Source organism: Acetobacterium wieringae (assembly GCF_023700225.1).
Taxonomy (GTDB): Bacteria; Bacillota; Clostridia; order Eubacteriales; family Eubacteriaceae; genus Acetobacterium; species Acetobacterium wieringae.
On the sequence record NZ_CP097897.1, the window covers coordinates 1,325,571 to 1,350,996 of the forward strand.

The following is a 25,426-nucleotide window of genomic DNA, read 5'->3' on the forward strand; positions in this document are numbered from 1 at the left end:
ATTAAAATACAAAAAACACGAAATAAAAAATTTCAAAACAAAGAGACGCCTACCATCCACGTAAAAGTAGATAGTGGGGAGCCTCTTTTTTAAAGCGATTATTAGGTCAGGGATGGTTGGTGAGCAAAACTAAAGAAGTAATGCGGTAGTGGCATTACTTTTTAAGTTTATTGATCAGCTTAACCAGCTCATACCAAAGCACCGAGATCCCGGCAATGACAAAGACGATAAGAAATTGGAAAAGAGTGAGCGGAGCAAATTTCAAAAAGGCATTTAAGGGTGTATACAGGATCACAAAGAGCCCCACCAGCGTGCCAATACTTACAGTCCACATTACTTTATCGGTTGCCAGCCGTTTCATTGACTGAAAAGCAAAATCATGATCGGAGCTATTGACTTGGACCAGGAAGAGATTCGCCAGCATAATAATGGCAAAACCCATGGTTCGGGCCAGCTCTGGGCTACCCGGATTCTGATTCAGCATATAAAGATAGGTGCCGAAGGAGGCGGCAAACAGAACCAGACCCTGGCTGACGCTTTTTAACAGGATTTTAGCATTGAGTAGTTTTTCCTTGGGATTTCGGGGCGGTCGCTCCATAATATCGGTTTCGGCGGGTTGGCGTTCCAGTACAATCGAGCAGGTGGGATCGATAATCAGCTCCAGCAAGACCACGTGCAGTGGCAATAACAGCAGGCTGGCCGGGGCAATTCCCATCAGTGGGGCCAGCAAGGCGGCAAAGGCAATCGGGATATGAATGGTAAAGACGTAGCCCACCGCTTTGCGGATATTGTCAAAAATCCGGCGGCCGTCCGCAACGGTATCGACAATGGTCGAGAAATTATCGTCCATTAAAATCAGATCGGCGGCCTCCCGGGAGACCTCGGAGCCCCGTTTGCCCATAGCAATCCCGATATCAGCATATTTCAGGGCCGGGGCATCATTGACACCGTCACCAGTCATGGCGACAATTTCGCCGTTTGCTTTAAAGGCTTTGACAATCCGCATCTTGTGTTCGGGAATAACCCGGGAAAAAATACTGACATCTTTAACTTTTTCGCAAAGTTGGGCATCAGTCATCTGATTTAGCATGTCCCCGGTGATGATATGATCACAGTTTGGCATGCCGATTTTTCTGGCGATGCTGGCAGCGGTGATGCCGTTGTCACCGGTAATCATTACCACCCGAATACCGGCCTGATTACAGCTGGCAATATCGGCTTTGACCGATTCCCGGGGGGGATCGGCCAACCCAATCAGACCACATAGGGTCAGCTGGCAATCTTCAATTGTCTCGGGAATATCAGCTTCGGTTTTGGGCTTCATCATACCGACGGCAATCACCCGCAGTCCTTGTTCGGACATGGCCCGGATTTTTTCATCTACCCGAGTCCGCTCGCTGGCCGTGAGCGTTGCGATCGTCAGAATTCGTTCCGGTGAGCCCTTGGCGGCAATGATAATCTCATCGTCGTGGAACCAGACGTGGCCCATCATTTTGAGTTCATTGGTAAAGGCATATTCGCTGATCAAACGTCCGCCAAAAAGGTGATCCCGGGAAATGCCAGCGGCTTCACAGTGGTTGAGCATCGCTTTTTCCATCGGGTCGTAGGCTTCGGTTTCACAGCCCAGGCCCATGATTTCACATAAGGTATCGAGATTACCATCAAGCGCCCAGGTCTCCTGGACAGTCATCTGATTCATGGTGATGGTGCCGGTTTTATCAACGCAGAGCACCGATACCGCTCCCAACGTTTCGACTGACGGCAGTTTACGCACCAATGATTGCTTTTTAGCCAGCCGCCAGGCGCCCATCGACAGAAAGACGGTTAGAATTACCGGGAATTCTTCGGGAATCATTGCCATCGCCAGGGTAATCCCCGACAGGATGCTTTCAATCAGCCGGTCGCCTAGAGCGTGGTCGGGAATATTGATATAGGTAATCACGCCAACCAGGGCACAGAGGACGGCGGCAATGCCGGCGCAGAGTTTCACCAGGCTGCCAGTCTGCTTCTGGAGCGGTGTCGGTTCATCCGGCGCTTGCGCGACGTGGATCCCAATTTTTCCGTATTCGGTGGTGGGGCCAATTTTATCGACCTGAACCAGAGCCGTCCCCTGGGTCACCAGGGTACCGGCATAGCAATAATCGTTGCGCCAGTGATCTGAAGTGGGATTGGTATTGCGGGTGGCAATTTTCCAGACGCCCTCGGCTTCTCCGGTTAATGACGATTCATCAATACAACAATCATTGCAGCGAATCACATAGCCGTCAGCCGGGATTTTAACGCCTTCATGGATCATCATCAGATCGCCGGGCACTAGATCGACGCTGGCGATGGTGACTTCCTGTCCGTCCCGAATGACTTTGACATGGGGCGCCGATAAATCTTTCAGGGCATTGAGGGTTTTGTCGGTTTTCCATTCCTGGATCACATCGATGCTGATGATGCCGATGACAAAGATCAGCATGATGGCACCATCTCGGGGTTCTCCGAGGACAAAATAGATGGCAGCTGCCACCAGCAGTAGCACAAACATCGGCTCGCTGATAATGTGCAGTAGTTTGTGAAAAAAGCTTTCTTTTTTCTGAGGGGCCAATTCGTTTTTGCCATACTGCTGTTGTCGCAGGGCGGCTTCTTTGGTGGTCAGTCCCACCGGGTTATTTGAGTTTTCGGTCATAAGGTTCCTCCATTTTCTGTTTTGCCTGATTATAAAAACTCTCAGCACTCAGGAGATGGTCTTATCTGTTCTCAAAAAGGTATAAAAAAAACACCCATGGAACAAAATTCTGTCCCACAGATGCGAAAAATCAAATCTGCTGCCGCTGTAGCGGTACTCGGCTCCAAAAACACGTATGTTGATGGCCTGATCAGGTTGTACTGTCGATTAATATGCAGTGCAAAGAGATACGTTTATTTTAAGGCCGGGAATCGCATTTGTCAAGCGTAAATTATCTAGCCGATCAGGGTGTTTGCCATCAGGAAACCGCCATAAAAGGCGCCAAAGCTGAGTACGAGGGTGGCCACCACATAAAAGATGGCACTGAGGATGCGGTTGTTCTTTAGTAGCACAAAGTCTTCAAACATAAAGGTCGAAAAAGTGGTATAGGCCCCCAGAAAGCCTTCGGCAAAGAGACCATAAAGCAGGGTTGAAATATCAAAACCGGTGACAACACCAAGTAGAAAGGCGCCGGAAACATTAATCACGAAGGTGCCGATCGGGAGGTGTTGATGCCGTGTGGCAAAGCGTTTGCCCAGATAAAAACGGGTGGTACTACCCAAAGCTCCGCCTATAATAACGCATAAAGTTTCCATCAGGTGTTTTCCTTAATTGCTATCAAGGCTGAATCGGATTGCCAAATTTTTTCCCACTGGGTGAAAAATATGATGGCCGAGCAGATGGCCAAGGTAAACCGCACCGACTCCGAGGATAATGGAGGCCGCTACATAGGTACAGAAAAACCGCAGATAACCGGCATCCAGAATATTAAGGCTTTCTTTGCAGAAGGTGGAGTAGGTGGTAAAAGCGCCCACCAGTCCGGCGGTTAGGCCAAGCTTTAAATCGGTGCTGATCCGTTCGGTTTTAGAAAAAACGGCATTGAGCGATCCCAGAATCAGACAGCCAAACAGGTTGATGACCAGAATGGTTAAGGCCAGATTAATCAGTGGATCAGAGAATTGGAACAGGTTGGGGGAGCTTTTCAGCTCAAACCGCAGCAGCGCACCCAGGGCACCGCCTGCGGCGATAAAGTAGTATTTTTTCATGACAGTCCTCCTGACTTAAGTGACAAAACATTTCGACACGAAGGGATTAAAATTTTGTGAGGTGGGTTATTTTAGACAATAAAAAACCTGCAGCATTACAAATCCTGCAGGAGTCATCAGCTGATAAGCAATTTTGGTGAACTCCATCACCTTCTATGAAATAATGTTATCATGAGGAAATAATCGTGTCAATAAAAGGTGGTGCTGAAATCGAAATCAAAAATAAAACCGAAATAAGTGTGGTCAGATTTGAAGGTTTTTTTCAATAAATAATTGAGATTTTCATTTTGATCGATTAAACTATAAAACAGGTGATGAAGTTCGCCCTGGCAACCGCCAAAATGCGTTAAGCTGATGACTTCTGTTAAAATACAGAATCGTTGGCTTTTTTTGATTGCCGCAGCATTTTTTGCGGCCCATGTTTTTATCAGAGATCCAACCAGGAGAGGTAGTGTGAATATGAGTAAAGATGAGACTATCACCGCCATCGATGAGGTGGCTGCTTTACTCCGGGCCACCGGGGTTTGCGAAGAAGACACCATAAAAATTGGGAATTTAAAAGAAAAAATTAAAAACCGGGAGCTGGTCATATCGGTCATCGGTCAGTTTAAGCGGGGAAAGACCACCTTTATTAACGGCGTCCTCGATGCTGAGGTGCTGCCGGTGGGGATTATTCCGGTCACCTCGGTGGCCACTAAAATTCAGTACGGCGATGCCTTGGCCGAGGTTTATTTTAAAAGTGGGGCGCATCAACCGATACCGCTTACACAGTTGGTCGGGTATATTGCTGAGCAGCAGAATCCCAATAACCAGAAAGGGGTGTCATTTGTCAACCTGTTTTTGCCTAATCCCTTTTTAAAGGATGGGCTGATTCTGGTGGATACCCCGGGGGTTGGGTCGATTCATCAGAACAATACGGATGAAGCCTATGCCTTGATGAAAGACAGCGATGCAATTGTCTTTATGCTGTCGGTGGACAGTCCGATTAACGAAATCGAGCGGGAATTCCTTAGTCAAGCCCGCAACTACGCCGCCAAGTTTTATTTTACAATCAATAAGATCGACACCATCAGCCCGGCCGATTTGAGCGCCTATCTGGGTTATTGTCATGATATTCTCTGTCAGATCATGGAGGTGGAAGCGATTGAACTATTTGCCATTAGTGCCCGAACCAAAGCTGGAATGGCTGCGCTTTTTGATAAAATCACCGGGGACATGGCGGTTTCGGCCGACCGGATTATTCTTGATTCGGTCCAGATTAAGTTTCGGGAGTCGCTGGCAGCGGCGCTGTCCCATCTTATGCTATACCGCCAGGCTTATAGTATGCCACTGGACAATCTGGAAGAAAAACGCTGCGAACTGGAAGAAAAACTGAGAAGTCTGGATCAGTTTACCAAAGATGCCAGCTTTTATCTGCTACGCAACATTGACGAGCTGCTGGAGCAGATTCGGGCAGTGCTGCAGGATGGCGCCAGGGAGATTGGGAAGAAGCTGGCTGAGGAATTGGCGGCAGCCTATCAGCAGCATCAGCAGAATAAAACAAGAGATCTTGAGAGCGTGCTGATGGCGCTGCTCGATACCTGCCTGACCCAGCATCTTAGCGACCTCAGCGAGACCGGGCTTAACAGCCTGTCCCGGGGTTATGAGCATCTGGCGGCAATTCTCAATCAACAGATTGATGATCTCAAAGCGTTTCTGGGTCAGGTGGTGGCGGAACTCTTCGGCATAAACTATCAGGTTGATACCACTGTGCATACCTTGTCCTCGCGGGATGATTTCTATGTCAAGGTCAATCAGAAACCGGCGGCTTTTTTGGTGGATATCAATGATCTGGTTTACCTGTTGCCCCGGGGTTACGCCAATAAAAAAATCTACGCCCGTTATCAGCAGAAGATGGCCACCGATACTGAGCATAATGTCAACAACATGATTTATAATTATCAGTATAAGATCCGCGAGAGCGTCCGGGATTTTACGGCCGCACTGGAACAGGAGTCAAATGCACTGAAAAAGGATCTTACAGCGTTGGTCAATCGGGTCATTGTCGATAAAGAAGATGCCTCAAAACAGCTGGGGGATAAAATCCGGGAGTTGGACGATACTTGTGAGCGGTTGACGTTGTTTTTAAATGAGCTTTGATTTTTTTGGATTGAATCGGAAGTCATAAATTCTGGGGTGTCTTCAGCAACAAATAAAAAAATCAGTCTTAGTTGGACAGCAAGATGTCATGCGATATGGGTTACAACTTACCGGTCAGATTCTGAAAGTCTGATCAGATTTTGAAGGCATAAAGTCGAACGTTGAAGACAGAGTAAGGCTTTTTCGACCTTGGCTTCGACACACTTTTGGAAAAATTCACAGTCAGAGCAGAGCGTTTCGGTTTCCAGTTTTTGATTTGATAATTGAGAAGTGGCTGCCAACTGGGAACGGGACACATTTGCATGACTGTCGAGTGAACTGATCAGAGCGGTGATGTCATAGGTTTCCGGATGGTTTTGGTAGTAGGTTGAAAATCGTGATCGGATCATGGTTAATTCCTTTCAAAATAAAGTGATTGAGGTAAAACAAGGGAACTTTTTTTAAAATAACAGGCTCATCGGAATAAAATATTAGGAATGACTAACAATGGCGTTAAAAAAATTGGCCGCAAAAAAAATTGCCGCTGGTCTTCACATGATTTTTAAATGGTCGTGTTTTTGAGTTTACTGATAAATCCTGGAAGCAGAAATTCCAGGATTTATCGCAAGAGAAGAAGTTTGGAGAGGTCGCCATAGTTAGAGCTGACTAACTATGGCGATAATAGCACGCACAGGAAATATTGTCAAGTAGAATGTGATTGGCTTATATTTTTCAAGGTATTTGAGGGTGGGGCTTACGTCGCAAGTTGAGTGGTTGGGTGATGAAACGGTAAGAAAGTTGTGAAAATAAATTCTAAAAAAAACACTGTTCCTGAGGGCGGGATCAGGTTATACTGATAGAAAATATTTCAACAATAATTGGCTAAGGAGACGATCACGATGTTTAATAATCAAAATGACGGCCTGGAATTATCAACGGCAATGCTGATCGCTGCAGCAAAGAAGCGGGGCATTACTGTTGAGATTCTGGATGCTGAGGATAATTTTATCCGGCTTACAAAAGGCGAAAAAACCGAATACGTCAAGCAGGCGACACGGACTTCAAAGGATACCTATATTGCGCCGCTGATTATGGAGAATAAAGAAGTCACCAAACTGGTACTCCGGGAACAAGGGATTAACGTTCCGGCGGGAATTAGGGTTAAATCTGCCGATGAAGCGATGGCTCATTTTGAGAACTTTCGGGGCCAGGATGTTGTGGTGAAGCCCAAGTCCACCAATTTTGGTCTGGGAATCGCGATTTTTAAAAATCTCCAGTGTGCAGGTTGTTTTCAACAGGCGGTGGTTCAGGCCTTTGAGTATGATACAACAGTGCTGATTGAAACATTTGTCCCCGGCAAAGAATACCGTTTTCTGGTGATTGGCGAGCAAGTGGCGGGGATTCTTCACCGGGTACCGGCCAATGTGGTGGGGGATGGGGTTTCTACCATTGCCGAGCTGGTGGCCGAAAAAAACCGCAATCCGCTGCGGGGCAAGGGCTATGTGACGCCGCTGGAGAAGCTTACGCTGGATGATACCGAAATTGCTTTTCTTGGCGAACAGCATAAAACGGTTGCGACCATTCCCAAAGCGGGCGAAACCGTTTATCTGCGGGAAAACTCCAATATCAGCACTGGCGGCGACAGCATCGATTTTACCGATGCGATTCGTGAGGACTATAAGGCCATAGCGGTGGCAGCTGCCAAAGCGGTGGGGGCCAACATCTGCGGCGCCGATATCATTATTTCAGATATCAAGGCCAAACCGGATGCCTCCAACTACAGTATTATTGAGCTAAACTTTAATCCGGCCCTGCACATTCACAATTACCCCTTTGTCGGGCAGAACCGCCACGTCGATGACAAGGTTCTTGATCTGCTGGGGTTTTAAGCGAATAAAACCCTAAAACCAGTCGTTTGAAAAGAAGCGGCTGGTTTTTTGGCAGCTAACTCAGCTGGCCCGATGGAATAGTTGTCACACTGCCGGTGTTGTCATAGTTTCGGGCAACCTCCATAAAATCGGACATGGCCGGGCTTAGATGCTTGTCTTTATGATAAACCAGATCGAAGGTGCGATTCCAGATCGAGTCCTGATGTCTGAAGGCATAAAGCTCACCAGCCTGGACTTCTTCGGCAATCAATCGGATTGATATGGCGGCCAGACACTTATTTTGTATGACAATGGTTTTTTAAGTCTGCAATCAACGAAGGCAGCAAACAAACTATGAATAAAATAGTCAATTTTTACTTAGACAATGGTTTGCCACGGGAGCGGTTGGCCCAGACGATTGAGCGGATCGGCTTTGCTGCGGTTGAAAGGATCTTATTAAACGATGAAATCTGAGATAGCCGGATTAAAAGGCTGGCAGAAGCAAAACAATTGGCAGAAATTTTATAAAAGATGGCTAATTAAAATGACTCGGGGTAAGAATATGAAATAACAGCAAATTACAAAAAAACGAGGGCAAAAGTTCAGCTTCATTATTTTCTGGATCCAATATTTGCGTTGACAGATAAACAAGAAACAGATACGATGAATGATAGAAAACTGAGGAAAAAAAAGACGATGGATAGTAATCGTACACTAATTTATAAAATTGTTCAATTGGTCTGCGTTGTTATTTTAGGGATAGTGTTGTTTAACATTTTCCAGCTGGTGGATATTATTCAGGGAACCGGTCGGGTGATCAACTATACCGGGATTATTCGGGGGGGCACCCAGCGCCTGGTCAAGCTGGAAACCAACGGTATCCCCAAGGAAGATCTGATGCTGTATCTGGACGCAATACTCACTGAGCTCCAGACCGGGAAAGGACACTACAATCTCGACAAACTGGATGATACGCCCTATCTTGAAAAGCTCACACTTCTTAATGATTATTGGGATGATTTGCAGGCCGAAATTCTGATTTACCGCAACGATCCCGGCAACCACGGGAAAGTCATCCAGATGAGTGAGACCTATTTTAATATGGCCAACGATGTCGTCGGAACGGCAGAATTCTATCTGGAACAGAAAACAAAAATGCTCGCCACCCTGGAATTGGTGATGGTGATACTATTGGGGCTGATAATTGTGATTACTTTGCAGCAGGCGATGACAGAAATTCAGTTGCTCAGAAAAAATAAAGAGCTGGCGACCGCTGCTTATTTTGATAAACCAACCGGGCTGCCCGGGCGGCTCAGCTGTGAAGAGCAGATCTGGACTCCCATGGATCGTAAAGATGCTCCTTATTGTATGGTAATGTTTGATCTCAACAACCTGAAATATATTAATGACCGCTACGGTCATAGCGCCGGAGATGTGCTGATCAAGGCTTTTGCGGATATCTTGAATCATTTAACCAATGAAAACGTCTTTGTTGGGCGTTATGGTGGGGATGAATTTATTATGATTGTTAAAAAGCACACTGAGGAACAAATCGGGCAGTTGTTAAAGGAGATTGAACTGGCTGTGATCCGGTATAATAAAAAGTCAGAGCAACTAAAAATCAAATATGCAGTTGGCTATGAATATGGTGGCGACTCCCTCCCTCAGATGCTGGAAAAAGCCGATGAAAAAATGTATTTAAATAAAACTGCAGTTAAAGCTGACACCAATGATTTGTAGATGAAAGGCAGGCGCAATGGAGCTGCAATATTATTTTGCCGATGATTTTTCGGCGTTTGAAGATTATTTCGCCGGGATTAAAAAAACGGTTCGACGCTACCTTAAAAACGAGCCGGTTAACGGCTTCGGCGAGCCCCTCGATGAGATGTACTACATTACCTCCGGAACCATGTCGGGCTCCTTTATTCATGAATCCGGGAACGTCAAGACGTCATCGTTTTATGGTAAGGGTTATCTGGCGCCGCTGTATTTTCCGGGCGAGATTGAGATGATGCGGTCTTTTGCCTTTACGGCAGTCACCGATCTGGAAGTGTTTGTCTTTAATCGGATCGGCTTTGAGCGGTATGTTAATTCCAATCCGGATCTGAATATGGCGATGTATCGGGCCTATATCAAACTTGTCTCGCTCAATGGCCAGGAACTGGCCAACCAGTTATTTTCCACCGGCATGGAGAAGATCTGCAATTTTTTTTATATCTATTTAAAAAACACCAATGAGCATGATCAGCGGATTCCCTTTTCCCAGCAGGCGATTGCCGAATTCGTGGGACTGAATCGGGCCAATGTGGCCAAGTATTTAAAGATTCTCCGGGAGGAGCAGATCATTGATACCCGGCGAAACCAGATTTTTATTATAAATATGGAAAAATTACGACAATTCTGCTCACAAAACATTTAGATAATCTTAAAAATATAAAAGTTTACAAAAAAAACCGCCCTTATGTCTTTTGCGAGACAGAAGGGCGGTTTAGATTTTGCTATGATGTCGCTAACGATATAAACCTTTAACGGTTAATCAGGCAACCCGTCACAAAATTACTTTTGATTAAAAAAAGGTGGCGATTAGTAAACTGAACCCGAAGTGGCCGTTGTATGATGCTTGTACGTCTGGTAATCTAAAATTAATTTACATGGAGGAATAAAATGAGTGATGTTTTAGCCTTGCAACAAAAACGCAGTCAACTGTACCGTGATTTCTATGCCAATACCATTCCCGAGCGGATGCCAATTGGGATCACGCTGCCCCAGCATCTGGTGGCTGAATATGGTGGTCAGAATCTTTTTGATTTTCAGTTTAACTATGCGCTTTTGGCCGATCCGGCCCGCGACCTGTGCAAAAAAATCTATTCGGATTCCTGTCTGGTGGCACCGGCTAATTTTTTATTGTCCCGGACACCGTCGATGTATCAGCTCTATGGTTCCCAGTCTTTTGTGATGGGCAATGGCGGTTTTGTCCAACATCCGGAGGTGGTTGGGATGCTGGATGATGAGTATCCCCAGTTGATTGACAACCCCTTTGATTTTCTGGTTGAGACGGTGATTCCCCGACAGCATAAAAATCTTGATCCTCAGAATCCCCTGATCATGGCGACTGCCATTCAGATGGGGAAGCAGGCGCTTACAAATGACGAAATGGCCTTTCTGCCGACATTTTTTGAACTGATCCAGACTCATGGCTATTATCCCGGCAGTCCGCTTGGCTCCTTTAATTTTACTGAAGCTCCACTGGACTTTATAGCCGATCAGCTGCGCAGCTTTTCCGGCATCAGCATGGATGTCCGCCGACATAGAACTCAGCTTCAGGAAGGCGGCTGACGCCGTGATGCCACTGCTCTTTCATTGGGGATTGCCGGGGAATATCGATCCCCAGGGCTCGGTTTTTATTCCGCTTCATATGCCGACCTTTATGCGTGAAAAGGATTTTGTTGAGATCTATTTACCTTCTTATAAAAATATGCTTAAGCAGTATGCAGCAGTGGGGGCCCGTCCCAATATGTTCTGCGAGCACGACTGGAGCCGTTATCTTGATATTCTAGAGTCAGAAATTCCGGCGGGTTGCCAACTGGCTTTTGAATATGGTGACCCTCAGACGATTAAAGACAAGCTGGGCAAAAAATTCCTGTTGACTGGCTTATTCCCCAGCGCCTCACTCAAGACCGATACCCCAGCCCAGATTGTTGATCGGGCCAAGGCGTTTTTGGATATCATGCTGCCTGGCGGCGGTTATATTTTTGGTTTTGATAAAAACCCGCTGACCTTAAAGGAAGTAAACCTCGACACCCTGGCGGCCCTGACCGAATTTATCCGGGATTATGCGACCTATAAAAACCCTGGGGATGCCTTTGGCACACCGCTTAATAATGAAGGTTTTGTTTTTGATGAGAACCAGGTACCAAAACCGCGGTCACGCTACCTGTTTGATTGGGACAGCTTTAAACAAAAATATCCGTTGACCCCGGATTTTGCCCGGGCCAATTTTGAACGGTTTAGCAAGGAAACCTTTGATTTTTACATGAATCTGCTGATATAATGAGGAAAACAGACAAAAAGGAGAAATGCAGTGATTATTATCGGAGAAAAAATTAACGGGAGCATTCCGGTGGTGAAGGCAGCCATCGAAAAACGGGATGCCGCTTTTATCGCTGATCGGGCCATCAAGCAGGCCGAAGCGGGAGCGGATTTTATTGATATATGTGCCAGCACTGCGCCGGAAGAGGAGATCAAAACGCTACAGTGGCTGATAGCGGTGGTGCAGGATGCGGTGGACACGCCGCTGTGTATTGACAGCCCCAATCCCCGGGCCATTGAAGCCGTATTTAAAGATGCCAACAAACCGGGGATGATCAATTCGATTTCCGAAGAAGGAGACAAGTGCGAGATCCTGTTGCCTTTGCTGGCCGGAAATAGTTGGGAAGTGGTTGGCTTAACCTGTGACAACAAGGGAATTCCCTGTGATCTGGAAACCAAGCTGGCAATCACCGGCCGGATGGTGGAAAAGGCTGATAAACTGGGGATCACCCCGGATCGGATTCATATTGATCCCTGCGTGATGGCCCTGTCCACCGATAACAATGCCCTGGTCAACCTGGGCAACGAAATCAGAGCCATCAAGGCACTTTATCCGACCATCCACGTTACCGGGGCGATCAGTAATATTTCCTTTGGTTTACCGGTACGACCGCTACTGAATAAAACGGCCATGGCCTTTGCCATGGAAGCGGGGATGGATTCGGCGGTGCTGGATCCGACAAACCGGGAAATGATGGGCACCATCTTCGCCACCTATGCCCTGATGGGACAGGATAAGCACTGTCGCAAATACAGCAAAGCCTATCGGGCCGGGATCATCGGGCCGGTGGGGCAGTAGCACTAACCGATAAAAAAATACCGGATCGTGGCTAAACGCCGCAATCCGGTATTTTTTTAACCCGACGATCAGCAAGCGGATTAAATTTATTGGATAAATGACTTAAAGTGTTATATAATAACCTTAATTTAAACTCGGCGGAAAAACCTGTAATCGCAAAATGAGTGAGCTTTATTATCGTAACAGGGCTCGTGGCTCGTCGGTTAAAAAAAGAAACCGTCAAGCGCTGAAATTTTGCTGTTGATGGCAGAAGTCTCGGGGATTTCCGCAAGCTTTGAAAGGAGTTCTTATGCAAACCAGGGAAATAAAAAAACTACTTGCGATTCTTTGTATCCTCGTCGTCGTTGCCGGGGTTCTTGCCTATTTTGACCGGCTACCGACCCAATCGGAGGCAACCAACGATTTTAGTGATCTCAGCTGGACAGCAGCCTTTGAAGCGCTACACGAAACCCTCGCGCAGGAATATGCCTTCACAGAATGGAAGGGAATTGATTGGAACTCCCTTTATGACACTTATGCACCCCAGATTGCCGCCGCCCAAAGCAGTCAGGATTTTAAAGGCTACTATTTGACGCTGCGGGCTTATCTCAATGAAATACCCGATGGCCATGTCCGGGTCAACAATCTTAAAGAAATTGATGATTTATTTATTGGTGGCGGCTATGGGCTGGCACTTGCAAACAGCAGTGATCATAACATCATCATCAGTTGGGTTGATCCTGCGTCGCAGGCCTTTGCAGCCGGGCTGCGACCCGGTACGGAAGTGGTTTCCTGGAATGGTCAGCCGATCCGGACGGCGCTGGATCAAACCGAAACGCTGCTTTGTGGAACATCGGCCACCACCGAATATCTGAATCTGAAAAAGCTGGCCTATCTGGTTCGGGCTCCGATTGGCCAGCCGGTTGAGATCGGCTATCTGGGGGCTGATGGGGTAACCCTGGCAACGTTGGTTGCTTTTGATGATGGGGGCCAATCGCTTCGCAAAAACTATCCGGATGCAGTAGTTTCCAATAAACTTAGGGATATGTTTGTCGGGGTCGATAACCCGGATCCGGTGCCAACGGCGATGGTGGAAAGCCAAACGGTGGCTGATACGATCAGTTATGTAAAAATTCAGGGAGAACTCGATGCTGATCTTCAGGAAACCGGAAAAACGCAGTCAACCCTGGAGCTGCTTCGTGATGCCATTGCTTCTGCGAAACAAAATGGTAGTCAGGGGCTGATTATCGATCTTAGGAATAATATTGGCGGACTGGATCAGATGGCGGCGGATATGCTGGGATTTTTTTATGATCAGCCAGCCTTTTATGAATACCAGAATCTCTATAATCCGGCAACAGGGGCATTTGAAATTCAAGAAAATGAAGACGGCAGTGTTGGTCTGACCATTGCGCCGACCCAACCGCATTATGGGGGAGCGGTGATTGTCTTGATCAATCCCAAGTGCGTCAGTTCCGGAGAAGGGCTGGCGATGGGGCTTCAGAAACTGCCCAATGTCAGAACGCTGGGTTTTTATGGCACCAATGGATCATTTGGCCTGGCTGGCGCTGAAGCCTTGATGCCCGGTTCACTGACGGTCCACTGGCCATCGGGTCAGTCGCTGGACGAACAGAAAAACATCCAGCTGGACAGTCGTAATGGCAGTGGCGGGGTTCGGCCGGATCTGGTCATCCCGATGACGGCGGAAAATGCCATCCGGATTGCCAATGGGGAAGATGTCGAGTTGGCCGAGGCCATCCGGCTACTGCAAAACTAAGAAGACTACTTTCGTTCTCAGCGGGTGGTTGTTTGAGAGTCCAGGTCTAGCCCAACTGCACCTGGTTGCGACCGGCCTTCTTGGCGGCGTACATGGCGTCATCGGCCCGGGCAAGCAGGTCAATTAGGGTGCCCCGGCCCTGATAAACCGCCACCCCCAGACTGGCAGTGATGTGGGTCGGATTGGTAAAGGGGTGTCTGGCAATCTTTAACCGGATTTTTTCACCAAAAAGCAGGGCTCCGGTGGCATCGGTATCGGGCAGAATAAAAACGAATTCTTCGCCGCCCCAGCGCCCGACCCGATCCGTCTGGCGGATGTTGTCAAGCAGTACCGTCGACAACTCATTGAGGATCAGATCCCCGGCCTGATGGCCAAAACGATCATTGACCCACTTGAAATGATCGACATCCAGAAAGATGACGGCAAAGGTCGAATCCGTGCGGTTGGCCCATTTATACTCATCCTCCAGCAGATCCTCGATCCGGGAACGATTGTAAAGCTGGGTCAGTTTATCAGTTTGCGAAAGCCGGATGATTTCCTCCCGCAGCCGCACCTGCTCGGTGATATCCCGGGATACGCCCAGCAATCCTTTGAGCTGATCCTGATCATCATAAACCCCGGTTAGAACCGTGTCGGTCCAGAAGGCCTGGCCATTTTTGGTATATTGCATCTGTTCAAAACGAACCGAATCAAAGCGTTGGCCCCGGGCAATTGTCTGTCTGACCAGGGCCATGGTGCGTTCCATGACCTTTAAGGTTTCCGGCAAAAAATAGTTGATTTCAAGAAAATGATGGGTGACCTCGTCCACCGTGTAGCCGGTCATCCGCTCCACCGAAGGGCTGATATAGGTAAATTCACCATCGAGGTTGATAGTGCTGATAATGTCGCTGGCGTTTTCAATCAGCAGCCGATGATGTTCTTCACTTTCCTTAAGCTTTTTCTTGAGGGCGATCAACTCATCCAGATCACAGATGTCGCCGGTATCCGTTTTTTGGGCCTCACTAACAAATGCCTCGATGTGTCCAAGCTTCCCAATCAGCAAAAGAAAATCGGGGTCATCGGCGTAACCGGCTGGTAGCGGTGGCTTTTTTCCATCCAGCAGGGCATTGAGATAAGCAATCAGGGCGTGGCTATTTTCTGTTGACATAATTGTCTCCTTCATCATCGGGGAATTGCTAAAATTAAGACCCAGTGTCTGGCAATATTGTCAGTAGCTTTATACCCAATTGCCAGGTGATCATGCAAGGTGCTTTACTTAAATTAGTGTTTGCTTAAAACTTAATGATACCACATCCCGATCACTAAAGAAGGGTTAAATAAAAAATTTGTCGGGCTTTTAAATAGTCGTTGTTATTTAACCTGCTTGGGAATAGAATAAGATAAACGCATAGGTAATAGTGAAATTAAAAAACATCGAACAATGGTTGCTTTGGGTGCAGTTTCCACAAACGATTTCGTAACGTGTAGGCGAACTGGCGATAGCCTGTCCGCCGTACAGTGTAGAAATTGTTTCGTGCGAAACTGGGCCCAAAGCGTACGGCAGTTTTGCAAATGACTATTTAAGCTCGTAAAGGAGGAGAAAGATGAAGGTAATTGTTTTTTTAGCACCGGGATTTGAGGAAGTGGAGGCTTTAACGGTTGTCGATTATTTGCGCCGCATCAGCTCGCTGACGGTTGAGATGATCAGCATTGCAGAGGGGCTGATGGTGACGGGCAGCCATCAGATTGAAGTCAAGGCCGACCAGCATATTGATGAGCTGAGTGACCTTGATAGTTATGAGGCCGTCGTGATTCCCGGCGGAATGCCCGGGGCGGCCAACTTAAGAGATGACCCGCGGGTGATTGGCGTGGTCAGAGCGATGGATGAGGCCGAAAAAATAGTGGCCGCCATCTGTGCCGGACCAATTGTGCTGGCCCAGGCGGGGATCGTCACTGGCAGAAATGTGACCTCCTATCCCGGCTTTGAAGATGCCTTTCCGGATTCTTGCTACCAGCAGGCAGCGGTGGTGCGGGACGGCCGTATCATTACGTCCCGGGGGCCGGGAAAAGCGGTGGACTTTGCCCTGGAACTGGTGACTGTTCTGGCAGGGGCGGAAGCGGCCGAAACCTTGCGTAAAAATATTCTCTATGACCGGAAGTAAAAACCCAACGTCGGATTAACTGACCGCCTTAAAAATAACTTAAAAGGCTTTACAGAAGTATTGACAGATAAAAAAAAAGATGGTATAAAATAACCATAGTTAGCACTCGCTAAGTGAGAGTGCTAACAAAATACAATGTAAAGGAGTAGTTATGATGACAGCACTGATTCCGTTTAACAGAAAACGAAATGATTTGATGAATACCGGTTTTAATGATTTCCAGAATATGCTTGACGACTTTTTTGCAGAAGGTTGGCCGATGCGAAGAAGCTTAGCGGGTGACACCTTTAAAATTGACCTCCAGGACAATGAAAAAGAGTATATTGTTGAGGCCGAGCTCCCCGGCTTCCAGAAAAATGAAATCAGTCTATCCCTGGAAGAGGGTCGACTTCAGATAGCCGTCAAGAAGGAAGAAACAAAAGAAGAAACGGATAAAAACTATGTTCATCGGGAACGAAAATTCACGGCCATGACCCGCAACGTCTTTCTAGCCGATGCGGCCTCGGACGACATCAAAGCCAAGCTAACTGATGGGGTTCTGACCATCACGGTGCCCAAGCAGGCCAAGCCGGAGCTGACCAAACAAATTGAAATTGAATAAAGCAAGAAACGCCCTATTTGCAGCAGATAGCCCGCAAATAGGGCGTTTTTATTTTGTATCGGTGGTTTTAGCCATTAGTGATAGCGGATGGCTTTCTGGTGGCAGCTTTGCTGACACTTCAGGCAAACCAGGCAGTGGTGCTTGACAATCTGATGTTTAGATTGCTTTTTTATCGCTCCTGCCGGACAGGCTTTTTGACAGGCTCCACAGTTGTTGCATTTTTCCGGGTCGATGACCATGGCATGGCGGGCTTTCATTCCACTGAGACTTAAGATCGTCCCATAGGGACATAAAAAACGATGCCACAGCTCCGCCGGAAAGAAAAGAGTGAGGATCACACCGCCAGCAAAGAGCAGCGGCAGAATCGGCAGTTTTTGGCCAGTCACGATCACAAAGATAAAGACCAGCAAAAATAGCAACAGGATCACCAGGGGCAGCCAGGGTTTTGACAGCCAGCGGGGAATTTTAAAGCTCTTGATATGGGCTTTCTGTTTCACAAAGGTGATCCCTTCCATCACCGTGTTGATCGGACAGATAAAGCCACAGTAAAGGCGGCTCCAGAACAGCGAAACCAGCAGCCCCAGCCCAAAAACGCCCATCCACAGCTGAATCTTAGCAGTCGCCAGCAGGGCCACGAACAGGCCTAGAAAAGTTAGCTGGATGACCCGGCGCCAGACGGTTGTCATTGCTGGTCCGGCTGATAAAAGGCCGGGCTGGGGGCTTTGATCACAAAAATTTCTAGAATTTCGGGATCTCGGTTATTGACATTCATTTTGACGTGGTAGGGAATATTGATGATCGCTCCGGCTTGATAGCGGTGCGCTTCCTGGTCAGCCAGTTGTAGAGTAAGTGTCCCTTTAATGACAATCATATAGACATTGGAATTGGAAAAGTGTTCTTTTAAACCTTCGCCTTCCGGGAAAATCATGTGATTGATCATCACCGGCTGGTCATCGATAATTTTTTCGATCCGTTTTTCGCTGCCACGGGTAAATGCATAAATTTTTTCTAACATGATAATATCTCCTTTTACTTCAAGATATAATCGAGTATAATCGAAAAATAAAAGAAAAGGTGTTACTATGGTAACACAAGGGGATAAAAATGAAAAATAATGAGATCTTGCGCTTATTGACCAGCGCCAATTATTTTAGTGGCTTTTGTGAAGCTGAGCTGGCAGAAATAATCCATTCTCCAAAAACGAAGATCGGAGAATATCTTAAGGATCAGGTCATTCATTTAAAAGATGAACCTTGTCAATGGATGGACGTGATTCTGTCGGGCCGGGTGGCGGTTTTGAATCTGGATGAAAATGGCAACATGCTGGTTGTCAACGTCTTTGGCGTCGGGGAAAGTATTGGCGAAAATCTGCTCTTTGCCGTCAGAAACAGTTATCCAATGACGGTGATGGCGGCCACCCAAGTCATGATGCTGCATCTAGAACCGGAACTGGTTCTGTCCCTCTGCCAGAAAAATGCCGACTTTCTTAAAGGCTTGCTGCAGTCGATTTCGGAAAAGACGATGATTCTGACAGATAAGCTGACGGTAATTTCCTTAAAAACCGTGCGCCAGCGGATTAACGATTACCTCAGTCATCAATACCAGCTCCAACAAAGCCCGGTGATCACCCTGGGATGTTCCAAAAAGAATTGGCAGAACGGCTGGGCGTGCAGCGGACTTCCCTGAGCCGGGAACTGGCCAAAATGAAAAAAGCCGGATTGCTGGATTTTGATGCCAAAACGATTACGATTAAAGCTTAGGCGTGTCTATCACCCGGCCGATATGGCAGGTTTGGATGAAAACGTCAAAAAAATGTCATGGAGGATGAAATTATTTTGTATGAAAGAGAAAAGTCGGAACCATCGAATACCAGAAAAATCATGAATCAGGAAGCACAGTCAATTGATGATGATTTTGATTTGTGGGAAGAACAGGAGTAATAAAAACGCAATAGACGATCAGCCAATCCCAGCGGGAGTGCCGGGATTGGCTATTTTTATGAGGGGTTTATTTTTACTGCCGTGTCGCTGGTCATGCTGGCCTTTCATTCACTTTTATAAAGAGCAGTTGCGATTTTCTGATGGCTGAGTTAAAATGATACCGTATGACCGTCAGCGCCTGGCACTGATCGGACAAAATGCGAAGCGACAAAAAAAGCAGAGATGGAGAAGAACACATGGCTGATAATAAAAAAGAACAACAACGGGCGGAACTGCACCGGACCATCTGGAATATTGCCAATGACCTGCGTGGCAGTGTTGACGGCTGGGATTTTAAGCAGTATGTGCTGGGGATGCTCTTTTACCGCTATATCTCGGAAAATCTGACCGACTACATTAACCGCGGCGAGCACGAAGCCGGTAACAGCGGTTTTGATTACGCCCAACTATCGGACGCCGACGCTGAAGAAGCCCGGGCCGATCTGGTTTTGACCCGGGGTTTTTTTATCCTCCCCAGTGAGCTGTTTGAAAACGTTAGGAGCCGCGCCGCGGATGAGAACCTCAATGAAACCCTGGAGCAGGCCTTCCGCAATATTGAAAGCTCGGCCCAGGGCAGCATCAGCGAAGATGATTTTAAAGGCCTGTTTGATGATATTGACGTCAATAGCAACAAGCTCGGCGGCACCGTTGCCAAGCGCAACGAAATGCTCGTCAAGCTCTTAGACGGCATCGGCGACATGAATCTCGGCGGCTATCAGGACAACACCATTGATGCCTTTGGTGACGCCTACGAATACCTGATGGGGATGTACGCCTCCAATGCCGGCAAAAGCGGCGGCGAATACTACACCCCCCAGGAAGTCAGCGAACTGTTGACCCGGATCACCCTGGTCGGTAAAACGGAGGTCAATAAGGTCTATGACCCGGCCTGCGGCTCCGGCTCGCTGCTGTTAAATTATGCCAAGATTCTCGGCAAAGAAAACGTCCGCCAGGGCTTCTATGGTCAGGAAATCAACATCACCACCTATAATCTCTGCCGCATCAATATGTTTCTCCACGATATTGACTACGACAAGTTTGATATCGGCCATGGCGACACCCTGACCGACCCGATGCACTGGGATGATGAACCTTTTGAAGCGATTGTCTCCAATCCGCCTTACTCCATCCGCTGGGATGGCGATGCCAATCCGCTGCTGATCAACGATCCCCGTTTTTCCCCGGCCGGGGTGCTGGCACCCAAGTCCAAGGCCGACCTGGCCTTTATTTTGCATTCTCTGGCCTGGCTGGCAACCTCCGGGACGGCAGCAATTGTCTGTTTTCCGGGGGTGATGTATCGGGGCGGCGCCGAGCAGAAGATCCGCAAATACCTGATCGACAACAACTACATTGACTGCGTCATCCAATTGCCGGGGAATCTCTTCTTTGGCACCAGCATTGCCACCTGCATCATGGTGTTAAAAAAGTCCAAAAGTGAAAACAGCACCCTGTTTATTGATGCCGCCAAAGAATGCGTCAAGGTTACCAATAACAACAAACTGACTCCGGCCAATATCGAGGCGATTATCAGCGCCTATAAAAACCGGGCCGACCGTGAGCATTTTGCCCGGCTGGTGCCCAATGCCGAGATCGCCGCCCAGGATTATAACCTGTCAGTGTCGTCTTACGTCGAGCCGCCGGATCTGCGGGAAGTGATTGATATCACCGTTCTTAATGCCGAGATTGAAGCGATTGTCGCCCGGGAGCAGCTGCTGCGGGACGAGATTGCCAGGATTATTGCCGAGATTGACCTGCCTGCCGGCAGGCAGGGGTGGATTGACTAATGAAGAATTGGTTTGTCTATGTAATTCTTTGCGATGATGGTTCTTTATATAAAGGCCATACCGACAATTTAGAACGACGATACAAAGAACACTGCAGCGGAAATGGGGCACAGCACTCGAGATGGCATAAGCCGATTAAAATGGTTTATTACGAGCGGTTAGATACGCTTGAAGAAGCGGTAAAACGGGAAAAATATCTAAAAACAGGTGTTGGCCGGGAGTGGTTAAAGAAGGAGGTAAACCCATGAGCAGGCTGGAGGCGTTGATGGCGGAGCTGTGCCCGGATGGGGTGGAGGTTAAAGAACTTTCACAAGTGCTGACAATTAAAAATGGCAAAGATTATAAGGGGTTTGATAAAGGCGATATACCGGTTTATGGTACCGGCGGTATTATGACTTTCATCGACCGTGCTGCTTTTGAAAAACCTTCGGTACTAATACCACGTAAAGGTTCAATTGATAAATTGTATTACGTGGATGTACCGTTCTGGACAGTAGACACAATTTTTTATACTGATATAAATACTGATATAATTGAACCTAAATATGTTTTTTACTATTTGCAAGCCCAACATCTTGAAAGACTCAATACAGCTGGTGGTGTGCCAAGCCTGACGCAAGCTGTTCTTAACTCTGTTAAAATCCCCCTCCCGCCGCTGCCGGTGCAGGGTGAAATTGTCCGGATTCTGGACAATTTCACGGAGCTTACAGCGGAGCTTACAGCGGAGCTGTCAGCTCGGAAAAAGCAATATGAGTATTATAGCAAAGAATTGTTGTCATTTAGTGACGCTCAGTATTACGCACTTGCAGATTTATGCGACATTGTCGATTACCGAGGTAAAACCCCAAAAAAGGTGGAAAACGGAGTCTTTCTTGTTACGGCAAAAAACATCAGAAAAGGTTATATTGATTATGAAAAATCAAAAGAGTACATTGCGCCAGAAGATTATGAGATTGTTATGCGACGCGGTTATCCTCAGCAAGGTGATGTATTGATTACAACAGAAGCGCCTTGTGGCAATATCGCCCAAATTGACAACGAAGATATAGCTTTAGCACAGCGAGTAATTAAGTATAGACCAAAAACCGATGCACTTAATAGCACTTTTTTGAAATATATACTTCTTGGGAATGAATTCCAAGATAAACTTTTAGCAACCGCTACCGGTGGTACCGTAAAAGGAATCAAAGGCAGCAAATTGCACAAGCTTACAATCCCTGTCCCACCCCTCGAAGTCCAAGCCCGGATCGTTGCCATCCTCGACCGCTTCGACACCCTCTGCAACGACCTGACCAGCGGCCTGCCCGCTGAAATCACCGCCCGGCAGCAGCAATACGAATACTACCGCGACCAGCTGTTGACTTTTAAGGCTTGCCCTGCGAACAAGCAGGTCAGCCGGACCGATGGCCAGGAGGTGAGTGCATGAGCCTTTATAACGTTGTTGTGGCTTCCAACGAAAGCACCGTCGTGGCCGAATACCGGGCCGATTACAGCCGCTCGGATGCCTACCAGAGCGAGGCCGAGCTGGAGCGGGAACTGCTCCGCCTGCTTCAGGCCCAGGGTTATCAGACCCTTGCGATTCACGATGAAGCCGCCCTGGTGGCCAATCTGCGCCGCCAGCTGGAAGCCCTCAATGACTATAGCTTTTCGGATTCTGAATGGGACTGGTTTTTTAAAAAATGCGTGGTTGGTGCCAATGACGGGATTTTAGAGAAAACCCGTCGAATCCAGACCGACCATGTCCAGAACCTAAAGCGTGACGACGGCACCACCAAAAATATCAGTCTGATCGACAAGAAAAATATTCACAACAACCGCCTGCAGGTGATCAACCAGTATCAGGAAACCGGCGGAACTCACCAGACCCGTTATGACGTCACCATTCTGGTCAATGGTCTGCCGCTGGTTCATATCGAACTGAAGCGCCGGGGCGTCGCCATCCGGGAAGCCTTTAATCAGATTAAACGCTATCAGCGGGACAGCTTCTGGGCCGCCAGCGGGCTGTTTGAATATGTCCAGATTTTTATCATTTCCAATGGTACCCACACCAAGTATTATTCCAATACCACCCGGGCCAGCCACGTCAAGGAAACTGCCGCCGGGGAACGCAAAAAGAGTAAGAAGACCAGCAACAGTTTTGAATTCACCTCCTACTGGGCCGACTTAAGCAACACCGCCATTGCCGACCTGGTCGACTTCACCCGGACTTTTCTGGCTAAACACTCGCTCTTAAACGTCCTGACCAAATATTGTGTCTTTACCACCGAAGCGCTGCTATTGGTGATGCGGCCCTACCAGATTGCCGCCACCGAGCAGATCCTCTCACGGATCGAAATTTCCCATAACTATAAGCAAACCGGCACGCTGGCTGCTGGCGGCTATATCTGGCATACCACTGGCAGCGGCAAAACCCTGACCTCCTTTAAGACCGCCCAGCTGGCCACGGCTCTGCCCTATATCGATAAGGTGCTGTTTGTGGTCGACCGGAAAGACCTGGACTACCAGACCATCAAGGAATACGACCGTTTCCAGAAGGGCGCCGCCGACAGCAATACCTCCACCCGAATTCTTAAGCAGCAGCTGGCTGACAGCAGTTCTAAGATCATCATCACGACGATTCAGAAGCTTGATGTCTTTGTTTCCAAAAACAAGGGTCATGCGGCCTTTAAAAAACATTTTGTGATCATCTTTGATGAATGCCACCGGTCTCAGTTTGGTGATATGCATAAAAAAATCGTCACCGCCTTTAAGCACTATCACATTTTTGGTTTTACCGGAACGCCGATTTTTGCCACCAATGCTGGCAGCGGCGGCAACCCGGCCATGCGCACCACCCCCCAGGCCTTTGGCGACAAGCTGCATACCTATACCATTGTCAATGCCATCAATGACGGCAACGTGCTGCCCTTTCGGATTGACTATATCAACACCGTCAAGATGAAAGATGGGCTGGCGGATAAAGCGGTGGCCGCCATTGATACCGAAGCAGCCCTGGCCGACCCGGCCCGGATCCGGGCGGTTGTCACTTATCTGCTGGAGCATTTTGACCAGAAGACCAAGCGCAACCATTTCTATTCGCTTAAGGGTCAGCGGGTCGCCGGCTTTAACTCGATTTTGGCAGTCAGCTCGATCCCGGTGGCCAAAAAATATTATCTCGAACTGAAAAAACAGCTAACCGAGCAGGGCCGGGCCCTTAATGTGGCCACCATTTTCAGCTTTTCCGCCAACGAAGCCGATCCCGAGGATGTTTTTCCCGACGAGGATTTTGATACCGAAAGCCTCGATCAATCCTCCCGGGATTTTCTGGAAGCGGCCATTGCCGATTATAACCGCGACTTTAATACTAACTATGATACCTCGGCCGACAAGTTTCAAAACTATTATAAAGACCTGTCGCTGCGGATGAAAAACCGGGAGGTCGATCTGCTGATTGTTGTGAATATGTTTTTAACCGGCTTTGATGCCACCACCCTCAACACCCTGTGGGTCGATAAAAACCTCAAGCAGCACGGCCTGATTCAGGCCTTCTCGCGGACCAACCGGATCCTTAATGCCGTTAAAACTTATGGCAACATCGTCTGTTTCCGGGATTTACAGGAGCAAACCGATGCCGCCATCGCCCTGTTTGGCGATAAGGATGCCGGCAGCATCGTGCTGCTGAAAAACTTTGACAGCTATTATTATGGCTTTGACGAAGATGGCCAGCATCACCCCGGCTACACCGAATTGATTGCCCAGCTTAGTCAAAAATTTCCGCTGGGGCTGGCGATCATCGGCGAACAGAACCAGAAGGACTTTATCCGGCTGTTTGGGGCAATCCTGCGGCTTAAGAATATCCTGACTGCCTTTGACAACTTTTCCGGCCAGGAAATTCTGACCAACCGGGATTTTCAGGACTACCAGAGTCTTTATCTGGATCTCTATCACGACTTTGTTGATGATCACAAGGCTGACAAGGAACGGATCAACGACGACCTCGTCTTTGAAATTGAACTGATCCGCCAGGTCGAAATCAACATCGATTATATCCTGATGCTGGTGGCCCAATACCATGCCTCCAACTGTGAGGACAAGAGTATCCTGGTGGCGATTGATAAGGCCATCGGCGCCAGTATTGAGCTGCGCAGCAAGAAGGTCCTGATTGAACACTTTATTGAGACAGTCAATGCGTCAACCAAGGTGGACGAGGCGTGGCGCCGCTTTGTCGATGAGCAGAAAGAGAGCGACCTGGAGGAACTGATCAGTGCCGAAAAACTCAAACCGGAGGAAACCAGAAAATTTATCGATAACGCCTTCCGTGATGGGGCGCTGAAAACTAGCGGCACCGACATCGATAAAATCATGCCGCCAGTATCACGCTTTGGAGGTGGCAACCGGGCCGCCAAAAAGCAAAGTGTCGGCGACAAGCTGATGAAATTCTTTGAAAAGTATTTCGGGCTGGTGTCGGAAGAATAGTCAAAAGCGCCGCTGCTAAACATTTTAGGAGGTAGCGCTACGAAATAGCGAACAAGGAGAATTAAGAAGATGGATTT

At 47.8% G+C, this 25,426-nt stretch carries 24 protein-coding genes and 3 riboswitches; of the genes, 16 read left to right on the forward strand and 8 right to left on the reverse strand.

What is annotated here, in order from left to right; all coding sequences use genetic code 11:
- Positions 1-154: 154 nt before the first annotated feature.
- The 3 genes from CHL1_RS06385 to CHL1_RS06395 form a co-directional block, all read right to left on the reverse strand.
- On the reverse strand, positions 155-2,674 hold the full coding sequence (locus tag CHL1_RS06385; protein WP_250935397.1) for a cation-translocating P-type ATPase: 2,520 nt from the start codon (positions 2,672-2,674) through the stop codon (positions 155-157).
- Positions 2,675-2,781: 107 nt separating this feature from the next.
- Positions 2,782-2,878: riboswitch (NiCo riboswitch) on the reverse strand.
- A 71-nt stretch (positions 2,879-2,949) separates the two neighbouring features.
- A complete protein-coding gene (gene crcB / locus CHL1_RS06390) occupies positions 2,950-3,309 on the reverse strand; it encodes a fluoride efflux transporter CrcB (protein ID WP_070371323.1) in 360 nt (119 codons plus the stop codon).
- Between the two features lie 12 nt (positions 3,310-3,321).
- Positions 3,322-3,759, reverse strand: coding sequence for a fluoride efflux transporter FluC (locus tag CHL1_RS06395; protein ID WP_250935407.1), 438 nt, complete (start codon positions 3,757-3,759; stop codon positions 3,322-3,324).
- A gap of 100 nt (positions 3,760-3,859) precedes the next feature.
- Positions 3,860-3,919: riboswitch (Fluoride riboswitch) on the reverse strand.
- A gap of 141 nt (positions 3,920-4,060) precedes the next feature.
- Positions 4,061-4,130: riboswitch (Fluoride riboswitch) on the forward strand.
- 88 nt (positions 4,131-4,218) lie between these two features.
- On the opposite strand from CHL1_RS06395, the gene CHL1_RS06400 reads away from it, so the two are divergent.
- The gene (locus CHL1_RS06400; RefSeq protein ID WP_250936237.1) at positions 4,219-5,898 is read left to right on the forward strand and encodes a dynamin family protein; all 1,680 of its coding nucleotides are present in this window, start codon (positions 4,219-4,221) and stop codon (positions 5,896-5,898) included.
- Between the two features lie 107 nt (positions 5,899-6,005).
- Here the strand turns inward: CHL1_RS06400 and CHL1_RS06405 are convergent, their stop codons facing one another.
- Positions 6,006-6,287 carry a hypothetical protein gene (locus CHL1_RS06405; RefSeq protein ID WP_250935409.1) on the reverse strand — a complete coding sequence of 94 codons (282 nt, stop codon included), beginning with the start codon at positions 6,285-6,287 and terminating at the stop codon, positions 6,006-6,008.
- 489 nt (positions 6,288-6,776) lie between these two features.
- Between CHL1_RS06405 and gshAB the strand changes: the two genes are divergently transcribed.
- The gene (gshAB, locus tag CHL1_RS06410) at positions 6,777-7,766 is read left to right on the forward strand and encodes a bifunctional glutamate--cysteine ligase GshA/glutathione synthetase GshB (protein ID WP_250935410.1); all 990 of its coding nucleotides are present in this window, start codon (positions 6,777-6,779) and stop codon (positions 7,764-7,766) included.
- A gap of 55 nt (positions 7,767-7,821) precedes the next feature.
- On the opposite strand, the gene CHL1_RS06415 is transcribed toward gshAB, so the two are convergent.
- Complete coding sequence (locus CHL1_RS06415; RefSeq protein ID WP_250935412.1) at positions 7,822-8,016, reverse strand: type 2 periplasmic-binding domain-containing protein; 195 nt, start codon at positions 8,014-8,016, stop codon at positions 7,822-7,824.
- A gap of 425 nt (positions 8,017-8,441) precedes the next feature.
- Here CHL1_RS06415 and CHL1_RS06420 point away from each other — a divergent pair, with 425 nt between their 5' ends.
- The 6 genes from CHL1_RS06420 (at position 8,442) to CHL1_RS06445 (ending at position 14,389) form a co-directional block, all read left to right on the forward strand.
- Complete coding sequence (locus CHL1_RS06420; protein ID WP_250935414.1) at positions 8,442-9,485, forward strand: GGDEF domain-containing protein; 1,044 nt, start codon at positions 8,442-8,444, stop codon at positions 9,483-9,485.
- 16 nt (positions 9,486-9,501) lie between these two features.
- The gene (locus CHL1_RS06425; protein WP_250935415.1) at positions 9,502-10,164 is read left to right on the forward strand and encodes a Crp/Fnr family transcriptional regulator; all 663 of its coding nucleotides are present in this window, start codon (positions 9,502-9,504) and stop codon (positions 10,162-10,164) included.
- Between the two features lie 245 nt (positions 10,165-10,409).
- Positions 10,410-11,081, forward strand: a complete 672-nt coding sequence (locus CHL1_RS06430; protein ID WP_250935417.1) for a uroporphyrinogen decarboxylase/cobalamine-independent methonine synthase family protein — start codon at positions 10,410-10,412, stop codon at positions 11,079-11,081.
- A 4-nt stretch (positions 11,082-11,085) separates the two neighbouring features.
- On the forward strand, positions 11,086-11,796 hold the full coding sequence (locus CHL1_RS06435) for a uroporphyrinogen decarboxylase/cobalamine-independent methonine synthase family protein (RefSeq protein WP_250935418.1): 711 nt from the start codon (positions 11,086-11,088) through the stop codon (positions 11,794-11,796).
- A gap of 30 nt (positions 11,797-11,826) precedes the next feature.
- The gene (locus CHL1_RS06440; RefSeq protein ID WP_250935420.1) at positions 11,827-12,633 is read left to right on the forward strand and encodes a methyltetrahydrofolate cobalamin methyltransferase; all 807 of its coding nucleotides are present in this window, start codon (positions 11,827-11,829) and stop codon (positions 12,631-12,633) included.
- Positions 12,634-12,922: 289 nt separating this feature from the next.
- Positions 12,923-14,389, forward strand: a complete 1,467-nt coding sequence (locus CHL1_RS06445) for a S41 family peptidase (protein ID WP_250935422.1) — start codon at positions 12,923-12,925, stop codon at positions 14,387-14,389.
- A gap of 46 nt (positions 14,390-14,435) precedes the next feature.
- Here CHL1_RS06445 and CHL1_RS06450 read toward each other — a convergent pair whose 3' ends face one another.
- The gene (locus CHL1_RS06450; RefSeq protein ID WP_250935423.1) at positions 14,436-15,536 is read right to left on the reverse strand and encodes a sensor domain-containing diguanylate cyclase; all 1,101 of its coding nucleotides are present in this window, start codon (positions 15,534-15,536) and stop codon (positions 14,436-14,438) included.
- 436 nt (positions 15,537-15,972) lie between these two features.
- Between CHL1_RS06450 and CHL1_RS06455 the strand changes: the two genes are divergently transcribed.
- The gene (locus CHL1_RS06455) at positions 15,973-16,530 is read left to right on the forward strand and encodes a DJ-1 family glyoxalase III (protein WP_250935425.1); all 558 of its coding nucleotides are present in this window, start codon (positions 15,973-15,975) and stop codon (positions 16,528-16,530) included.
- Positions 16,531-16,681: 151 nt separating this feature from the next.
- Positions 16,682-17,131, forward strand: coding sequence for an Hsp20/alpha crystallin family protein (locus CHL1_RS06460; protein ID WP_228880641.1), 450 nt, complete (start codon positions 16,682-16,684; stop codon positions 17,129-17,131).
- A 74-nt stretch (positions 17,132-17,205) separates the two neighbouring features.
- On the opposite strand, the gene CHL1_RS06465 is transcribed toward CHL1_RS06460, so the two are convergent.
- Together CHL1_RS06465 and CHL1_RS06470 are read right to left on the reverse strand one after the other, a co-directional pair.
- A complete protein-coding gene (locus CHL1_RS06465; RefSeq protein ID WP_250935427.1) occupies positions 17,206-17,817 on the reverse strand; it encodes a 4Fe-4S binding protein in 612 nt (203 codons plus the stop codon).
- The gene (locus CHL1_RS06470; RefSeq protein WP_250935429.1) at positions 17,814-18,146 is read right to left on the reverse strand and encodes a cupin domain-containing protein; all 333 of its coding nucleotides are present in this window, start codon (positions 18,144-18,146) and stop codon (positions 17,814-17,816) included. The genes CHL1_RS06465 and CHL1_RS06470 overlap by 4 nt, the downstream gene beginning before the upstream one ends.
- Before the next feature lie 89 nt (positions 18,147-18,235).
- On the opposite strand from CHL1_RS06470, the gene CHL1_RS06475 reads away from it, so the two are divergent.
- The 6 genes from CHL1_RS06475 to CHL1_RS06495 all read left to right on the forward strand — a co-directional run bounded on the left by CHL1_RS06475 (position 18,236) and on the right by CHL1_RS06495 (position 25,349).
- Positions 18,236-18,817, forward strand: a complete 582-nt coding sequence (locus CHL1_RS06475) for a Crp/Fnr family transcriptional regulator (protein WP_250935430.1) — start codon at positions 18,236-18,238, stop codon at positions 18,815-18,817.
- Positions 18,766-18,891: a helix-turn-helix domain-containing protein gene (locus CHL1_RS18490; protein WP_420840487.1), complete on the forward strand. Its 126-nt coding sequence runs from the start codon at positions 18,766-18,768 to the stop codon at positions 18,889-18,891. Before CHL1_RS06475 ends, CHL1_RS18490 begins: the two co-directional genes overlap by 52 nt.
- 416 nt (positions 18,892-19,307) lie before the next feature.
- Positions 19,308-20,894, forward strand: coding sequence for a type I restriction-modification system subunit M (locus CHL1_RS06480; protein ID WP_250935439.1), 1,587 nt, complete (start codon positions 19,308-19,310; stop codon positions 20,892-20,894).
- On the forward strand, positions 20,894-21,142 hold the full coding sequence (locus CHL1_RS06485; RefSeq protein WP_250935441.1) for a GIY-YIG nuclease family protein: 249 nt from the start codon (positions 20,894-20,896) through the stop codon (positions 21,140-21,142). The genes CHL1_RS06480 and CHL1_RS06485 overlap by 1 nt, the downstream gene beginning before the upstream one ends.
- Positions 21,139-22,320, forward strand: a complete 1,182-nt coding sequence (locus tag CHL1_RS06490; protein WP_250935443.1) for a restriction endonuclease subunit S — start codon at positions 21,139-21,141, stop codon at positions 22,318-22,320. The genes CHL1_RS06485 and CHL1_RS06490 overlap by 4 nt, the downstream gene beginning before the upstream one ends.
- Positions 22,317-25,349 (forward strand): type I restriction endonuclease subunit R, encoded by a 3,033-nt coding sequence (locus CHL1_RS06495; protein WP_250935445.1) that lies wholly within the window; start codon positions 22,317-22,319, stop codon positions 25,347-25,349. The genes CHL1_RS06490 and CHL1_RS06495 overlap by 4 nt, the downstream gene beginning before the upstream one ends.
- The last annotated feature ends 77 nt before the right edge of the window (positions 25,350-25,426 follow it).

Bases quoted from the DNA above. Each gene is read 5' to 3' on its own strand.
- CHL1_RS06485 (WP_250935441.1), top strand. From the start codon at position 20,894: ATGAAGAATTGGTTTGTCTATGTAATTCTTTGCGATGATGGTTCTTTA.
- CHL1_RS06495 (WP_250935445.1), top strand. From the start codon at position 22,317: ATGAGCCTTTATAACGTTGTTGTGGCTTCCAACGAAAGCACCGTCGTG.
- CHL1_RS06465 (WP_250935427.1), bottom strand. From the start codon at position 17,817: ATGACAACCGTCTGGCGCCGGGTCATCCAGCTAACTTTTCTAGGCCTG.
- CHL1_RS06430 (WP_250935417.1), top strand. From the start codon at position 10,410: ATGAGTGATGTTTTAGCCTTGCAACAAAAACGCAGTCAACTGTACCGT.
- crcB (WP_070371323.1), bottom strand. From the start codon at position 3,309: ATGGAAACTTTATGCGTTATTATAGGCGGAGCTTTGGGTAGTACCACC.
- CHL1_RS06455 (WP_250935425.1), top strand. From the start codon at position 15,973: ATGAAGGTAATTGTTTTTTTAGCACCGGGATTTGAGGAAGTGGAGGCT.
- CHL1_RS06445 (WP_250935422.1), top strand. From the start codon at position 12,923: ATGCAAACCAGGGAAATAAAAAAACTACTTGCGATTCTTTGTATCCTC.
- CHL1_RS06420 (WP_250935414.1), top strand. From the start codon at position 8,442: ATGGATAGTAATCGTACACTAATTTATAAAATTGTTCAATTGGTCTGC.
- CHL1_RS06395 (WP_250935407.1), bottom strand. From the start codon at position 3,759: ATGAAAAAATACTACTTTATCGCCGCAGGCGGTGCCCTGGGTGCGCTG.
- CHL1_RS06460 (WP_228880641.1), top strand. From the start codon at position 16,682: ATGATGACAGCACTGATTCCGTTTAACAGAAAACGAAATGATTTGATG.
- CHL1_RS06480 (WP_250935439.1), top strand. From the start codon at position 19,308: ATGGCTGATAATAAAAAAGAACAACAACGGGCGGAACTGCACCGGACC.
- CHL1_RS06450 (WP_250935423.1), bottom strand. From the start codon at position 15,536: ATGTCAACAGAAAATAGCCACGCCCTGATTGCTTATCTCAATGCCCTG.
- gshAB (WP_250935410.1), top strand. From the start codon at position 6,777: ATGTTTAATAATCAAAATGACGGCCTGGAATTATCAACGGCAATGCTG.
- CHL1_RS06490 (WP_250935443.1), top strand. From the start codon at position 21,139: ATGAGCAGGCTGGAGGCGTTGATGGCGGAGCTGTGCCCGGATGGGGTG.
- CHL1_RS06405 (WP_250935409.1), bottom strand. From the start codon at position 6,287: ATGATCCGATCACGATTTTCAACCTACTACCAAAACCATCCGGAAACC.
- CHL1_RS06475 (WP_250935430.1), top strand. From the start codon at position 18,236: ATGAAAAATAATGAGATCTTGCGCTTATTGACCAGCGCCAATTATTTT.
- CHL1_RS18490 (WP_420840487.1), top strand. From the start codon at position 18,766: ATGTTCCAAAAAGAATTGGCAGAACGGCTGGGCGTGCAGCGGACTTCC.
- CHL1_RS06470 (WP_250935429.1), bottom strand. From the start codon at position 18,146: ATGTTAGAAAAAATTTATGCATTTACCCGTGGCAGCGAAAAACGGATC.
- CHL1_RS06385 (WP_250935397.1), bottom strand. From the start codon at position 2,674: ATGACCGAAAACTCAAATAACCCGGTGGGACTGACCACCAAAGAAGCC.
- CHL1_RS06400 (WP_250936237.1), top strand. From the start codon at position 4,219: ATGAGTAAAGATGAGACTATCACCGCCATCGATGAGGTGGCTGCTTTA.
- CHL1_RS06425 (WP_250935415.1), top strand. From the start codon at position 9,502: ATGGAGCTGCAATATTATTTTGCCGATGATTTTTCGGCGTTTGAAGAT.